The sequence below is a fragment of the Corynebacterium anserum genome (assembly GCF_014262665.1).
GTDB classification, from domain to species: Bacteria; Actinomycetota; Actinomycetes; order Mycobacteriales; family Mycobacteriaceae; genus Corynebacterium; species Corynebacterium anserum.
Window position 1 is genome coordinate 1,144,275 of the sequence record NZ_CP046883.1, and the last position, 16,046, is coordinate 1,160,320.

Here is a 16,046-nt window from a genome sequence, read left to right on the forward strand (position 1 = left end):
GCTCGGGTACTAGGGTTCGTGACGCATCGGATGTCCGCCCTGCCGCGCCAAAATCTGCGAAAGAATACCCGTGAACTTCGCAACGGCTTCGAAACGCGGATTGGGGTAATGCAATGCGAAGCGGTGTATAGCGTCCACGGTTGTTGCTAAGTCTGAGGCCTGCTCGGGGGTGAGTAAAGCGATATCTGCAGCACCACGATAACGGGTATCCGAACTATGCTGAATCCGGCGAGACGCCTTGCGGGACATCTTGTTGCCTCGATGTAGCATGACCAAACTCATGAGTGCCCATCCGATAAGTGGCGCCATCAGTTTGTCTACCACTCGGTCAAAATCGCGGGTCTCTGGCCATACGTGGCTCACTTCGGCGCTCCAGGCAGAGAGGAACTCGGTACATTCTTCTTCAGTCAGCGCCGGAGTACTGTGATCCTGCGGAAAACCCACGATCACGCTGGCGACGTCGAACGCGATATCCCGGAAACTAGCCCACTCATAATCCAAAAACACGACTTGCTTCGTCAGCATGATGTTGTCCGGTGTCAAGTCGAACGGAGTGAAGGAACGGAAGTCAAAACGCCCCTGGCGCTCCGCAGCCTCATTAGCGTATTGCAGCACGATCGGGTCAATATGCACATCATTAGCTTCCATAAGATTCACTCCCTCGCGAACGAGGTTAGCGATATCAATATCGGAATCAACGATCGTACTCGGGTTAATACCATGCTTTTGGCACTGGCGACGCAGCAAAGTGTTGTAGCTCTCGGCACCACCGTAAGTCGTAGCGTGCATGCGTCCTAATGCCCGACCGAGTTTACGGACGGCTGTTTTGCGCTCATCTGCGTCGTTCATGAGGAGCACGTCCGTGAAATTAAGCCCGTCCCCGGCATCGGACAAAATCAGCATGTGCTTTTCCACATCATATGCCAACAACAACGGTCCTGGCCGAGAGTGCTCAGGCAAGGTGTTGGTGTATTGATAGGCAACAATTTCACGTATCAGTGCCAACTCGTCCGCCGTAGGTCCGTCGACCTGCTCCCCATCTGATGGAAAGTCCGGAAGCTGCTTGATGACCACCGAACGTTCTTGCAAAAACGGATTCGGCGCCACGCGGCAGCGGATAACCATAGAGGCACCACTGCCACCGAGATCCTCCGGGTGGGTGAGTTGCGGGGTGCCACCAAACCGCATAGCCAGCAGCTTGGCTGCACAGTCAACGGCCTTGTCAACGGTATGCACGAGACTTTTCTTTCTGGCTGCCCTCACTCAGCGCGGTGATAGCGGATTTCGCCGAGCTGAAGACAACATGGATGTTGTAGGGGTGTTTGCAGGCTGTCACCTCACAGCCTAGTCAATGCAGACTACTTCTGTGGTTGAGTTTTCCTTGGCTTGAAGTCCAGCCCAGCTTCCTTACGCTGCGCTGCCGTAATTTCGGATGGTGCATCCGTCAATGGATCCACGCCGCCGCCGGACTTAGGGAAAGCAATGACGTCACGGATAGAACCGAAGCCGCCCAACAGAGTGACTATGCGATCCCAACCGAAGGCAATACCACCATGAGGAGGTGCACCAAATGCGAACGCATCGAGGAGGAATCCGAACTTCTCCTGTGCCTCGTCCTCGGTAATACCCATAACCTTAAAGACGCGTTCCTGGATGTCTTTGCGGTGAATACGGATTGACCCGCCACCGATTTCATTACCGTTGCAAACAATGTCATATGCATAAGCCAGCGCATTGCCGGGATCGGTATCGAAGGTCTCTAAGAACTCCGGTTTCGGCGACGTAAACGCGTGGTGCACGGCAGTCCATGCGGAATGCCCCAGAGCGACGTCACCAGACGCCTTAGCATCAGCCGAAGGTTCGAACATCGGTGCATCAACAACCCAGGTGAATGCCCATTCTCCGTCCTTAATGAGGCCGAGCTTCTCAGCGATAGCACTGCGGGCAGCTCCCAACAAAGCGCGAGATGACTTGGTCTCGCCAGCGGCGAAGAAAATGCAGTCGCCAGGCTTTGCCCCCACATGATCAGCGATACCCTTGCGTTCATCATCCGTGATGTTCTTTGCTACCGGGCCGGACAATTCACCATCTTTGCCGACGAGAATGTATGCCAGCCCCTTAGCCCCACGCTGCTTTGCCCATTCCTGCCATGCATCGAGTTGACGGCGCGGCTGGGAGGCCCCACCCTCCATCACCACAGCGCCCACGTATTCACTTTGGAAAACACGGAAAGTCGTGTCCTGGAAAAAATCCGTGCATTCGATGATCTGAATGTCAAAGCGAAGATCCGGTTTATCCGATCCGTATAGGCGCATTGCATCGGCATAGGTCATGCGCGGGATCGGCGTGGTGATGTTGTAACCAGCTTCTGCCCACACCGCCTGAATAATCTCCTCAGCGAGAGAAATGACGTCCTCCTGATCTACAAAGGACATCTCAACATCAAGCTGGGTAAACTCCGGTTGACGATCTGCACGGAAATCCTCGTCGCGGTAGCAGCGAGCAATCTGGTAATAACGCTCCATGCCTGCAACCATCAAGAGCTGCTTAAACAGCTGTGGTGACTGTGGAAGCGCATAAAAGCACCCCGGCTTGAGACGAGCGGGAACGAGGAAATCGCGTGCACCTTCTGGGGTCGAACGAGTCAACGTGGGAGTTTCGATCTCAGTAAAATCATGGCGTGCCAATACACCACGTGCGGCGGCGTTTACGCGCGATCGTAAACGGAGCGCGTCTCCTTGAGTTCTGCGTCGAAGATCCAAATAGCGATACTTTAGCCGTGTCTCTTCGCCAACCTCACCTGCGGAGGAGGGATCGTCGATTTGGAAAGGCAGCGCTGCCGCCTCGCTCAAAACTTCGAGCTCGGAGACGTTAACCTCAATCCCACCCGAGGCAAGATTAGGGTTCTCCGAACCCTCAGGGCGGGCCTCAACGATGCCCGTGACCTTGATGCAGTACTCGCTGCGCAGCGCATGGGCGCGTTTGGCCACTTCGGATTCCCGGAAGACGACTTGAGCCACGCCACTGCGGTCGCGCATATCGATGAAAATAACACCGCCGTGGTCGCGCCGGCGTCCAACCCAACCTGTCAGAGTAACTTCTTGACCGATGTTGTCAGTGCGGAGTTCACCCGCGAGATGAGTGCGCAGCACGTTGCCTTGCTCCCTTTCCTTTGAAGGATTCAAACTTAAGTATTTTATGGATCAGCCCCTCAGCATACCTGCTCGCCGTGTACACCACGCTGTACGGGGCAGACTTTCTTCAATCCACCTGCATGTTTAGAAGGAGAAGATCGTCATTTATCCCGTTCGGAGTATTTCTGTGGCACCATTCTTTCTGTGACGTTTAACAATAATCTGGGTGACTATAAAGACCGTGGCTCCGCGATGAATGGCGGCGGCGGTATGGGATTTGGTGGAGGCCGTGGTGGAAACAACGGCAACTTCATTATCAGCATGCTCGCCGGCCTCATAGGCCGTAAATTCGGAATTCCCGGGGTGATTATTGCTGGTCTAGCTGTTGCCTTTTTCTCCAGTGGTGGCACGGGCATTTTCACCGGTGGCCATGACGGGCAACACGCAGCGCAGGGTAACGGCCTTGAGCACTGCGCCACCTTTGAAGACGCAAACAAATATGACGATTGCCGCATTGCGGCAACAGCCAAGTCACTTGATGAATACTGGTCCAAAGCCCTCCCGGACAATGAAGGTATTCAATATCACGCTCCAGACCTCCGCATCGCCGAGGGACAAATCAACACAGGCTGCGGTTCTGCGAATATTTCTCAGACCGGGCCGTTCTACTGCCCCGGCGATAAGACGGTCTACATGTCAATCCCTTTCTTCGACCAGCTGAAGAAAATGGGGGGTTCCAACGGCGCTTTTTCACAGATGTACGTGACAGCGCACGAATTTGGTCATCATATTCAGCAGCACCAGGGCACACTGAGCTTGTCCAACTATAACGATCCTGGACAGGAGTCCATGGCAGTTCAGATCGAGCTCCAAGCAGACTGCTACGCAGGTCTATGGGCATCGAACGCCGATAAGGGCGACAACGCCATGCTTGACCCCATCACTCAAGACCAAGTCCAGGAAGCGATCACGACTACGCAGGCAATCGGTGATGACACCATTCAGTCTTCCTCGGGCCAAGAAGTCAATCCTGATCTGTGGACTCACGGCTCATCGCAGCAACGCACCGACGCATTTCTCCGCGGATACCAAGGTGGAACCATGGATTCCTGCCGTGCCTCGTTCAACAAGTAGGATCACGTGGCAAGAAAGGCTCCACGGGGTACTGGTTACCCGCGTTCTGGGCAACGCTGTGTGAGAGCCTCGACGAGGTACTGCTTAACCGCGTCCACGGCAACGTCCTGCTGTTCGTGAGCTGTGAGATCTTTGACAGCCACAGTGCCGGATTCCAACTCGGCCTCGCCCATCACCAGGGCATATAGCGCCCCCGCACGGTTGGCTCCCTTCATTGCCCCCTTTAAGCCACGATCGCCATAACTCATATCCGCACTCAGCCCGACGGCCCGCAGTTCGTCGACGATTCTGACCATAGTTCGCTTGGCATCCGCTCCCAGGGGCACGCCATAGACGTCGACGCGACGGCCATTCGACGCCGCGATCCCCTCTGTCTGCAACGCCAGAAGAGCACGATCAACACCCAGGCCAAATCCGATACCGGACAGATCCTGTCCACCGAGTTGTGCCATGAGTCCGTCATAGCGGCCTCCACCGCCGATTCCGGATTGTGCCCCAAGATCATCGTGAACAAACTCAAAACAGGTTTTGGTGTAATAGTCCAGGCCCCGAACCAGCCGTGGGTTAATGGTGTACATGACACCGAGATCATCGAGATATCCCCTCACCGCGTCAAAGTGAGCGCGAGAGGTTTCGGATAAGTGATCGAGCATCAGGGGCGCATCCGCGAGCATTTCTTTCATCTCGGGACGCTTATCGTCAAGGACACGCAGGGGGTTGATTTCTGCACGATGACGGGTCTCTTCATCCAGAGGAAGGGTCCGAAGAAATTCCTGTAACCGCGAGCGATACTCCGGCCGATCAGAATTATCTCCTAGGGTTGTTAGTTCCAAGCGATAGCCTTTTAACCCGATGGAACGAAAGCACCGATCCGCTAAAGCGATAACTTCTGCGTCCAAGGCCGGATCATCCACGCCAATCGCTTCGATCCCCACCTGCTGTAGCTGACGGTAACGCCCAGCTTGAGGTCGCTCATACCGGAAGAAAGGCCCGTTGTACACCAACTTCAACGGTAGTTGCCCGCGATCTAGGTTGTGCTGGATCACGGATCGCATCACGCCGGCGGTTCCTTCGGGGCGTAAAGTTACCGAGCGACCACCACGGTCAGCGAAAGTGTACATCTCTTTGCTCACGACATCCGTGGACTCCCCAACGCCACGAGCGAACAATGAGGTCTCTTCGAAAACGGGGAGCTCAATATGCTCATAACCAGCGTTATGTGCAGTCCGGGTAAAGGCTTCCTTCACGGCACGGAATTCAGCGGATACTGGCGGCACATAGTCAGGAACACCCTTAGGAGCCTGTAACGCCTTGAACTTTTTGTCAGATGCCTTATCAGTCACAAGTCAATACTTTAGCGCTTCTGTATTGCGCACTCTTGAGCGCCTCAGCACTCGCTGTTCCTCAATGCCTCAGCACTCATCGTGCTTCTTCCGCCCCCATTACGAAAAAGCCCAGAGAGCACCTCAGCTCAAAAATAACGGAGAAGATTGTTGAGCTGAACGAACAAGGAAAGAACATCATTTTACCGATTGGAGAAATGGGTTAGAGCGCTTTTCTTCCCCAACGGTAGTGTGCGGCCCGTGACCACTGAGTACAACGTCGTCATCGGCAAATTCGTGGGTGAGTTTCTTCAGTGACAACAGCATTTCTTCGGCTGAAGAGCCAGGTAAATCGGTGCGGCCCACGCCACCTTTAAATAGGACATCTCCCCCTATGATTAATCCGGGAATGCGGAACATGACTGAACCTGGAGAATGACCCGGCATGTGGTGGATCTCCCACGTCGTCCCGCCCATCTCGATTGTATTGTCGAGATCACGGATGTCACTGGGCATAGCCATACTGTCCACATCGAACAAAGCTGCAAATTGCGATGTTGCAGTCCACTGTGGATTGAGCATGTCTCGATCAGCGGGATGGACGTAGACCGGTACACCGAAATCAGCGGCGTCGCGAATATGGTCGATGTGACCATGCGTAAGAACCACACGTTCTACTCGAAAATTGTGCTGGGCGGCGAGTTGACGGACGACCTCCCCCGCCCCCATCCCCGGGTCAATAACAACAGCACTAGCTAAGCCATCGTCCCCAGTATGTGCGGCATCGACGAGCACGTAACAATTAGTTTCCAGGGGTCCGGCAACAAAACCCACCACTCTCGTGCTGTCGGGTAATGGAGAAGCGACGCCGCGATCTTCATTGCTCATAAATCCCCAGAGTAACGAAATTCCCTCTACGGGGTCTATCTACGGGTGTGGTAGGTGAAACGTTTATGTAGAAGGAGGGGCTAGATCTGCTGGAAACCCAGGGAGCTGACACCTTACCCAGCGTTCTTAGCGGTGTACCAGGCATGCCGCATGGACTACTCAGACAAATAGGGCATAATATCTTTCGATCGACAGACAATGAGAAAGGTCGAGCTGTTTCCGTGACTGATAGCAATAACAAGGCAATGCCCAACGCGCAACGTCGTGATGAGGCTCTTGACAACCTGCAACGCTCCATAAAGGCTCGCGACCGCAAAGCGAAAGCAGCCCCGCTGGGTGTCATCTTCACCACGCTGGCGGTGCTGGTCGTGATCGTAGGCGGTATCTGGTACGCCACTACTTGGACTCCCGACAAGGACGACGACACCGCAGCCGCTCAGACTGCCGATCAGCAAAATACCGCGGAAATGCCGAGCGGTCCGCTGGAGAAATACGGCGAAGTAGTGAAATGCGAATACACAAAGAGCGACGGTAAAGCCGCCAAGCCTGTCAACGCTCCGGAAAACGGCGATGTGCCAACTTCCGGCAAGATCTCTATCACTCTCGCTACGAACAAGGGAGATATCCCCCTAGAATTGGACCGTGGCACTTCCCCCTGTACAGTGAACTCTTTTGAGAAACTCGTACAGCAAAAATACTTTGATAACACCGTATGCCACCGTCAAGTGAAGAACGACAACATGGGCATCCTTCAGTGCGGAGACCCAACTGGAACGGGAACCGGTGGCCCTGGCTACAGCTTCGCTGATGAGTTCCCCACTAATGGTGTCAAGCCAGAGGATGCACAAATTCCAGTGACGTACAAGCGCGGCACCTTGGCCATGGCCAACTCTGGTCCCAATACCAATGGTTCTCAGTTTTTCTTGGTGACGGACGATACGGCACTGCCACCTTCTTACAATGTCTTTGGCACAATCTCTGAGGATGGGCTCAAGGTTTTGGACAAGATTCAGGAAACTCCTCCGGGAGGCGCTCAGGGAGAAACCCCTGCACAGGAGATCAAGATAGAAAAGGCGACGGAAGCCTAAATCAGTGCCCTACGGTCACCACACCAACTAAACAAAACATAGAAAAGCCACCCTGTCTTTTACACAGGGTGGCTTTTCTATGTACAAGCTATGAGAGGAATGACGGCCATCAGCATAAAGGATACCCGCTGGTAGCTCAAGAATTAACCACCCGTAGTTACCCGATAGACGTCAAACACCCCTTCCACGTTACGCAGTTGATTCATGAGATAACCTAACTGCTTGGTGTCTGAGACCTCGAATGTGAAGCGAATGGTAGCCACACGATCTTGTGCAGTGTGGGAACTCGTAGCAGTAATAGGGACTTTCTGGTCAGAAACTACCCGTGTAACTTCTGACAAAAGCCCATTGCGATCCAACCCTTCGATCTGAATCGTCACCATAAATACAGCATTGTGGAAAGACGAGGCCCAGCTAACCTCAATGATTCTTTCTGGCTCCGCGTGCAGCTTAGCGGCATTGGTGCAATCAGTTCGGTGAACGGATACCCCACCCCCCTTGGTGATGAAGCCAAAGATCTGGTCACCCGGCACAGGAGTACAGCATTTCGCCAGTTTTGCTGAAAAATCAGCCTGACCCTGCACGAGGATTCCGGATCCATCCCCACGTCCCTCCTGCGGCGTATTAGCGATACGAGACGCAGAGGTTCCCCTCGGAATTAATAGCTCCTCTGCCTCCTCACCCTGGCCGTATTCATCCAGCAGCATTTTCATCACATGCGCCGCAGATACTTCGTTACGGCCTATTGAGGCATACAGAGAGTCGACGTCAGGTTTGCGCAGCTCCGTAGCTACAAAACGCAAAGCCTCCGGAGTGAATAATCGATGGACGGCTAAACCACCGCGCTGTACTTCCGCGGCCAATAAATCACGGCCTTTATCGGCAGCTTCTTCGCGCCGTTCTTTTGCAAACCATTGGCGAATCTTCGACTTGGCGCGTGGAGAGACAACAAAGTTCATCCAGTCCCGGGAAGGTCCAGCATGTTGGTCCTTCGAGGTGAAGATTTCGATCTTGTCACCAGTTTTGAGAGTCGACTCCAGAGCCACCAACTTGCCGTTCACTTTTGCCCCAATGCATCGGTGCCCCACCTCGGTATGGACTGCGTAAGCGAAATCTACTGGCGTCGCATCCATCGGAAGAGTGATGGCATCTCCCTTAGGGGTAAACACGAAGATCTGATTGGTCGAAAGATCATATCGAAGGTTATCCAGGAACTCATTCGGATCCGCGGCCTCCTTCTGCCAATCGAGCAACTGGCGCATCCACGCCATCTGATCGACTTCGTTGTTATCCCCAGAGTGCGTGCCACGCGTTTCCTTGTAACGCCAGTGTGCTGCGATACCAAACTCAGCGTTGTTGTGCATTTCATGAGTACGGATCTGCACTTCAAGAGGTTTGGTATCCGGTCCGATCACTGTTGTATGCAGAGATTGGTACACCCCAAAGCGCGGAGCACTGATGTAATCCTTGAAACGGCCAGGCATAGGCTGATACAAGGTGTGTATAGCACCTACCGCCGCATAACAATCCCTCACGGTATCCACCAGAATACGGATACCCACCAAGTCGAAGATTTCGTCGAACTCGTGCCCTCGGTTAATCATCTTCTGATAGATCGACCAGTAATGCTTCGGGCGCCCCACGACTTCTGCGACGAGCCCCAGATTACGCATTGACTGCTCAATTTCACTTTTCACGCGAGCCAAATATTGGTCACGCTTAGGTGCACGATCTGCGACGAGACGGACGATTTCCTCGTATTTTTTGGGGTAGAGAATGGCGAAAGACAAATCCTCCAACTCCCACTTCACCGTGGCCATTCCCAGACGGTGAGCCAACGGCGCGATGACTTCCAAGGTCTGACGCGCCTTTTTGGCTTGTTTTTCCGGTTTGAGGAAGCGCATTGTGCGCATATTGTGGAGACGATCGGCGACCTTAATGACCAACACGCGTGGATCGTGTGCCATCGCCACAATCATCTTGCGGATGGTCTCGGCTTCCGCAGCCGAGCCAAGGGCGACTTTATCCAACTTGGTCACCCCGTCTACCAGTACCGCAACCTCCTCGCCAAAATCACGGGTGAGATCCTCAAGAGTGTAGTCAGTGTCCTCCACAGTGTCATGGAGCAAAGCCGCCGCCAATGTTGTGGTGTCCATACCTATCTCAGCGGCGATAGTAGCCACTGCCAAAGGATGCGTGATATATGGTTCACCCGACTTGCGGAACACACCCTCATGAAGCCGCTCCGCTGTCGCGTACGCGCGGTCGAGAATCTCCACCTCCGCCCGCGGATGATAGCGACGGTGAACGGTCAATAGCGGCCCGAGAACCGGGTTGACCTTCGTACGGCCGGAACCCGTGAGACTGCGCGCAATGCGCGCCGCCATCCATAGGGAACTCTTCTCATTACTCATTGTCTTGCCCGTCATTGGCAGTAGTTGCGTCACACGTCATTCCACTACGTTGTCCTGTAGACACGACGTACAACGGCAGATCGCTAAAACGGTCCCTCCCCCTGAGCCCCTCCACTTCAAGCACGACAGCCAAGCCGCACACAGTAGCGCCGGCACGCTCCAATAGCTCACGAGATGCCTTCAATGTGCCACCGGTAGCCAACACGTCATCGATAAGAAGGATGCGCTTGCCTTCCAGGGGAATGCCTTCAGCGGGGATCTCTAAGGCAGCCGACCCATACTCGAGGTCATATTCTGCACGAAGTACAGGCGGAGGTAGTTTCCCACCTTTTCGCACGGCGAGAATCCCCAATCCGAGTTCATAAGCCACTGCACTGCCGAGGAGAAAGCCTCGGGCATCAAGCCCTCCGACCAGATCAGCATTCATGTCCCGACACGTATCGGCGATATCACGAACCACGGCGGTAAAACTCTCCGGATCTGCTAATACCGGGGTGAGATCCTCGAACACGATTCCCTCTGAGGGAAATCCTGGCACAATACGCGTGAGCTTCCGCAGCGCCTCAGCAGCGGGGCGCTGCGCTGTGGTTGTTGTGCTCGTCGTGGTAGTCAAGTCAGATGGCCTCTCGTCCTCTTTTTCTCGGCGTCACCCGAGATAATCATCTGCAGTCGTTATGTCGTACTACTGTAGTGGCTTCACACTGCATTGGGGTTAGCGTCGGGGGACGCTGTGCTCTCCCCCGGTCGTGGGTTCACGGGCTCTGCTTGCTCTTTCCAGCGGTCCATGTTCCAGCTGACTCCCGCATCACCAGCGTTATCTGACACATTGGCAACGTGTGCCTCCACAGCAATCTGTCGCGGTTCGGTGGTCAGTGGAATAGTCAGCATGTCGCTATTGAGTTGTTGTTCCAGTTTGCGGATCGATGCAACGTGAGACAAAGTACTCTCATTGGTCGACGCATCACGTCCGAAAGAAGGTCTGGTATCTAAAAGGACGTCATAGTCCTTCCCCATTGCACCAAATGCATCGACGGACAAAGGGACAGCCTGAATCGTTATTCCGGCGTCGGCGCAGCTTTTCTTCAACCCGTCAACCAGGGTTTTGTATCGGGGAACATCCTTCAAGTAGCCCACACGAATGCTCTGTCCGCCGAGCATCCCACGAGACCATCGCTTATTGACCTTCTGGTTTTCCACAGACAAAGACTTCAATTGCTGAGATAAAGGATGGGTGCTGGGCAGCATACGCAAACCCGTCGCCGTGACATCCACGTTCAGATCCTTTTTTACGGTGTCTACCAGCACTGCGCGATCAATACACAACGCCAAGGCTCTGCGGTTGTTGACGGTAGTAAACAAGCCCTCGGTATCGAGGAGCAACGTATCCACCCGACCCGACGTATGGTTGTCGATGTAAAAGTCAGGAGAAGACATGCCCACATCTTCTGCCCGTGTGGCGCTGGTCAGATCAGCTACTGCCAATTGGTCTTGGCTCACCAGTTGCTTGACATCACTGCCTCCGGGCCATAGCACTACGGGGTCTTGTAATGGGGCGCCACCAGCGTAGTTTGAGTTAGCGACCAGTGTCAGCTCCCCATCACTACCCCGCTTCGCTACCTTATACGGACCGCTGGTAGGCACGGAGGCTGGATCGGTTTTCGTCACATTGAAGGTATCCTGCCACGATCTGCCAAGAGCACTGAGCTGGTTGTCATCGCCGGAATACATCACAGCGACGGGGTCATCCACCCCTGCTTTCTCAGCCACAATGTGCGTCGGCAGCACGGTGCCCGGGGTGAATAATTCGCGGTAGCGAGCCCCAAATTTTTCCTTAAAAACCACGGTGAAGGTTTTAGCACCCGGCGTACAGTTCACACTCGCTACCTGGCTGAACAACGGCATGTCGGCGCCGAATAAATCAGAGCGACTGCTGGCAACGTGTGCCATGAGAAAGTCATCACACACTACGGGGGCGCCATCGGAATAGTTTGCTCTTGAGTTAATGGTGTAAACCACAGTCTTCGCGTCTTGTGCCTTGGGCTGGGCGGTGACAAGATCCGGGTTCGGTAACAGTTGCCCATCCGGACCGGCGATGAACGGCCCAGGGTAAAGACGCGCGGAAGCTTTTTCAGCATCGGTGACTACACCCGTTGATGTCCCCGCGTTGAGGGTTACTAGCGGACGTGACAGCAGATAACCGAACTTTTCACTCGCGTGTTTTTGCCCCAGTTCTGAGGAGTCAGAACAGGCACTCAGCCCCGAAATCAGTGCACTCGCGCCCACAATCGCAGAGAGTACACGTAGTGATTTACTAGGGCGAGAGATTCCGGGGCTCATGGCGATCCTAACTTTCTGGTTGGCTGCAATACCCTCTTCTATTGTCGCGCCTACATTCCTGGACGCCAAGAACGGCTATTTTCTCCACCAGATCCCGGAACGTGATTGTTAGGACTTACGACCTTCCGTTCGCGTTTCGGTTTCGTCCGCAACCTGGCACTATCCGCAGAGTCAGCCCCATGCGACTCTTCAGCAGGGCTAGATTCGGAACCTGTTGCGTCGGATGAGGAATCATTCGCCGCCCCCGAAGCGCGAGCCTTACGCACCCGCTCATCGTGCCGACGGTATTTCGCGTTACGGTTCTTCAAGACCACCAGCAAAGGCGCCGCGAAGAAAATAGAGCTGAAGGTACCGGCTATAACACCGATGAATTGAACAAGCGCAAGATCCTTCAGGGTGCCTACACCCATGATTCCCACGGCAACGACGAGAAGTGAAATGATCGGAACCGCAGAAAATATCGTGGTGTTAATGGAACGCATGATGGTCTGGTTCACAGCCAGGTTCACTTGTTCCACATACGTGGAGCGGGTGGAATTAAACAGACCAGCGGTATTCTCCTTAACCTTGTCGAACACCACGACGGTGTCATAAAGGGAGAAGGAGAGGATCGTCAGCAGACCAATGACCGTTGCCGGCGATACCTCGAAACCTACCAACGCATAGATGCCCGATACCACCGTGAGGTCAATAAGCAGACAAATGATCGCTGCCAATGCCATGTCGCGTTCCAAGCGAATGGTTATGTAGGTGAAAACCACCAGTAAAAACACCCCGAGAGCGATAAGCATCCGCTTGGTGATCGAAGATCCCCAGGATTCAGACACCGTAGAGTCGTTTACTGCCGCCTCACTCTCCTTACCGGTGGCATCCACCGGTTTGAAGTTGTCAAAGAGCGCGGAGCGGGCTTGGCGGATCTGCTCTTCGCTCAGACGCGAGGAAGTAATCTCGATTTGTCGAGCGTCGCCGGTTCCCACCGTTTGAGTAGATTGAGGGGCGACACCGGTGGCATCTTCGAATACGCGAGCCACCGAGGTCTCATCAGCGTTACCAGATGGCGGCATCGATATGCGCGTACCGCCCTCAAAATCTATGCCAAGCGCAAAACCGCGGAAGACGATAGCGCCCAGGCACACGACGACCACCACCAACATGACGGCAAACCATTTCTTGCGGTTCTGAACAATCTGGAAACCGCCCTCGCCGTTATACATGCGCTCGAAAAACCCTGGTTCCCGCACGGAAGACGAGTTCTTCGCCCTCCGCGCGGTCGTGCTGTGCGACCTATCGCGAGAGGATGGGGTACTGGTTGCAACCTTGTTCATCACTTGTCATCCTTTCGCTCGCTGTTGTCATCTTTTGTGATAGCCGGCACTGCGCCTCTTTCGGTCTGCGCAGCCTGGTGCAATCGCTGGCGTTCCTGGGCGCGGAATGCACTGCCCAGGCCGTTGACGCGCGTATTGCGGAAGAAATTGCGTCGGGACAAAAGGATCACCAGCGGAGCTGTGATGAGGAAGGCCACGATGACGTCAAAGACCGTGGTCAAACCGAGGGTAAACGCGAACCCCTTCACCTCACCGATAGCCAAGAAGTAGAGAATTACCGCGGCAAAAAGCGATACAAAATTACCCGTGATGATGGTGGACTTCGCTCTCTTCCATGCGCGCGGGACAGCCGAGCGGAAAGATGCACCGTTGTGAATTTCGTCCTTAATGCGCTCGAAATAGATAACAAAAGAGTCCGCGGTGGTGCCTAGCCCGATGATCAGACCAGCGATACCAGCCAAATCGAGAGAATAACCGATCCACCGACCCAACAGGACAATGCTGCCAAAAACCAGAACAAAGGAAGCGATGAGAGAAAGCATCGCCACAAAACCAAGCGCCCGGTAATAAACAAGAGCCCAGGCTGCCACCAAAATTACACCCACGACGCCGGCGATAATTCCCGCTTTGAGGGAGGCAGCGCCCAGCGACGGCGAAATGCGCGTCGTGGTGCCGCCCGGCTCACCGTTTTCTCCCACAAAGGAAATAGGCAGGGCGCCATAGCGGAGGTTATTAGCGAGCTCTTCAGCCTCCTGCTGGCTGAAGTCACCAGTGATTTGAGAGACCTCGCCCGGTGGAGTGGCGCCTTGAATTGTCGGTGCCGAAATCACCCTACTGTCCAAGACGATAGCAACCTGGCGCCCCATCATCTCATTGCCGAATTTGTACCAGGTCTCGCCTCCAGGAGTATCCGCACCGGTTTTAAAACGGAAGGTGATGGCCATTTGCGCTTGTTTAGCGTCATAACCACCGGTGATTTGCGAGTTCGTGTCAATCAAAGAACCTGTCAAACGCTTGCCATGCACCTTGTCCGTTTCACCGTCCAAGAGTGGAGCTGGCTCCAACAACATGGGACCTTGATCAGAACAAGCCACCAGAGGCTTGGATGGGTCATCCGCACCAGCGAGTGGATCGTTATCAGAACACGTCATCAACGCAACCGCAGCACTTTGCACATCCGGATCTGTGGATTGACGATCCTCGCGAAGGGTCTGTACTTGGAGATCACGCTGCTGTTGTTCCTCGACGGAGTTCGCCGGTGTCTGCGGAGCTTTCGCGGTGACCTTCAGCTCTTGTGGCGGGTTGGGCACACCAAGTTGCTTGAGAATTGGCACCACGTTCTTTAGCTTCTCATTGGCCTGGTCGGGGGTGAGAACACCGTTTTTGACCCACTTATTGGCCATATCAGTAACCGTCTTCTGGTACTTATCCGTTGGCGGAGATGGCTGCGCTACTGCACGGAATAACAACTGGGAAGTACGGCCCAATGTGCGAGCCTCACCGGCATCGTCTCCCGGTACGGTGATGACTAGATTGTCACCGTCAGTCACAACTTCTGCACCAGAAACCCCCATGCCGTTAACGCGGTTTTCCAAAATGGTGCGTGCTTGAGTCAGTTGATCCTGGCTCGGCCGATCACCTTGCGGCACCAGTGTGATACGGGTTCCACCTTGAAGATCAATACCAAGCTTAGGGGTTGCCGTTTTGTCCCCAGTAAAAAAGACAAGACCGAAGACCGTGATAAAGATGACAGCGAAAAGGATCAGTGCCCGCTTTGGCCAGGCAACTGGGCCCCTATTCCTGTCTCGTGTGCGCTTAGACGCCACTATGAAGCTCCTATAGCGGTGTGTGGATGGACTGCACGGGCAGCTTAATGCAAGCCGCAGACAGTCACTCAGGGCTAACTTGTTGAGTGTAACGCGTAACGGCCGCGTACAAAACATAGAAACCCCGCAGACTTCCTGACCAGAAGCTGCGGGGTTTCTGTGCGTTATTAGTTCTGCTGCTTATCTTCGCCGGCAATGCTCACGTTGTCTCCTTCTACACGGGTGGTTTCCGCATGCCCGGGGTATGGCTCATCCAATGGCTCAACTACTGCCGGTTGCTCTGACTGCTCAGATGACTGCTCAGAAGAATCCGCGGTGGTTTCTACTCGCTCCAACACAGCGGATTTGTCCCAGGTGGTGACCATGCCGTCGCTGATTTCAAGGTCGATGGTGTGCGCACCGACATGCGTCACACGGCCATGCACGCCCGACGTCATCTTCACAACCATGCCGGCATCCAAAGAATCTTGGAATGCCTTAATTTCCTTCATGCGCTGGCTCTGCTTGCGCATAGACAGCAGAGGTAGCCCAATGAACACAACAAGCAGGAGAATGAGAAGAATAATTTCCATACCGGC

General features: G+C 54.3%; 12 protein-coding genes. 2 read left to right on the forward strand and 10 right to left on the reverse strand.

Annotation, left to right across the window (positions count from 1 at the left end; all coding sequences use genetic code 11):
• Positions 1-9 precede the first annotated feature (9 nt).
• Both GP473_RS04760 and aspS read right to left on the reverse strand, forming a co-directional pair.
• The gene (locus GP473_RS04760) at positions 10-1,236 is read right to left on the reverse strand and encodes a phosphotransferase (protein ID WP_186276635.1); all 1,227 of its coding nucleotides are present in this window, start codon (positions 1,234-1,236) and stop codon (positions 10-12) included.
• A gap of 122 nt (positions 1,237-1,358) precedes the next feature.
• On the reverse strand, positions 1,359-3,152 hold the full coding sequence (gene aspS / locus GP473_RS04765) for an aspartate--tRNA ligase (RefSeq protein WP_186277276.1): 1,794 nt from the start codon (positions 3,150-3,152) through the stop codon (positions 1,359-1,361).
• Positions 3,153-3,338: 186 nt separating this feature from the next.
• On the opposite strand from aspS, the gene ypfJ reads away from it, so the two are divergent.
• The gene (gene ypfJ, locus GP473_RS04770; protein WP_246394678.1) at positions 3,339-4,268 is read left to right on the forward strand and encodes a KPN_02809 family neutral zinc metallopeptidase; all 930 of its coding nucleotides are present in this window, start codon (positions 3,339-3,341) and stop codon (positions 4,266-4,268) included.
• Between the two features lie 35 nt (positions 4,269-4,303).
• On the opposite strand, the gene hisS is transcribed toward ypfJ, so the two are convergent.
• Both hisS and GP473_RS04780 read right to left on the reverse strand, forming a co-directional pair.
• Positions 4,304-5,611: a histidine--tRNA ligase gene (gene hisS, locus GP473_RS04775; protein WP_185769815.1), complete on the reverse strand. Its 1,308-nt coding sequence runs from the start codon at positions 5,609-5,611 to the stop codon at positions 4,304-4,306.
• A gap of 177 nt (positions 5,612-5,788) precedes the next feature.
• Positions 5,789-6,478: an MBL fold metallo-hydrolase gene (locus GP473_RS04780; protein WP_186276636.1), complete on the reverse strand. Its 690-nt coding sequence runs from the start codon at positions 6,476-6,478 to the stop codon at positions 5,789-5,791.
• Between the two features lie 221 nt (positions 6,479-6,699).
• On the opposite strand from GP473_RS04780, the gene GP473_RS04785 reads away from it, so the two are divergent.
• Entirely contained in the window at positions 6,700-7,566 is an 867-nt protein-coding gene (locus tag GP473_RS04785) for a peptidylprolyl isomerase (protein WP_246394679.1), read from the forward strand.
• A 143-nt stretch (positions 7,567-7,709) separates the two neighbouring features.
• Here GP473_RS04785 and GP473_RS04790 read toward each other — a convergent pair whose 3' ends face one another.
• From GP473_RS04790 to yajC, 6 genes are all read right to left on the reverse strand, one after another.
• Positions 7,710-9,980: a RelA/SpoT family protein gene (locus GP473_RS04790; RefSeq protein ID WP_185770682.1), complete on the reverse strand. Its 2,271-nt coding sequence runs from the start codon at positions 9,978-9,980 to the stop codon at positions 7,710-7,712.
• On the reverse strand, positions 9,973-10,593 hold the full coding sequence (locus GP473_RS04795; protein WP_185769817.1) for an adenine phosphoribosyltransferase: 621 nt from the start codon (positions 10,591-10,593) through the stop codon (positions 9,973-9,975). Before GP473_RS04795 ends, GP473_RS04790 begins: the two co-directional genes overlap by 8 nt.
• Positions 10,594-10,676: 83 nt before the next feature.
• Positions 10,677-12,317 carry an ABC transporter substrate-binding protein gene (locus GP473_RS04800; RefSeq protein ID WP_186276637.1) on the reverse strand — a complete coding sequence of 547 codons (1,641 nt, stop codon included), beginning with the start codon at positions 12,315-12,317 and terminating at the stop codon, positions 10,677-10,679.
• Between the two features lie 50 nt (positions 12,318-12,367).
• Complete coding sequence (gene secF / locus GP473_RS04805) at positions 12,368-13,531, reverse strand: protein translocase subunit SecF (RefSeq protein WP_246394969.1); 1,164 nt, start codon at positions 13,529-13,531, stop codon at positions 12,368-12,370.
• A 110-nt stretch (positions 13,532-13,641) separates the two neighbouring features.
• Positions 13,642-15,468 carry a protein translocase subunit SecD gene (gene secD / locus GP473_RS04810; protein ID WP_246394681.1) on the reverse strand — a complete coding sequence of 609 codons (1,827 nt, stop codon included), beginning with the start codon at positions 15,466-15,468 and terminating at the stop codon, positions 13,642-13,644.
• Positions 15,469-15,635: 167 nt separating this feature from the next.
• On the reverse strand, positions 15,636-16,040 hold the full coding sequence (gene yajC, locus GP473_RS04815; protein WP_185769821.1) for a preprotein translocase subunit YajC: 405 nt from the start codon (positions 16,038-16,040) through the stop codon (positions 15,636-15,638).
• Positions 16,041-16,046: the final 6 nt, after the last annotated feature.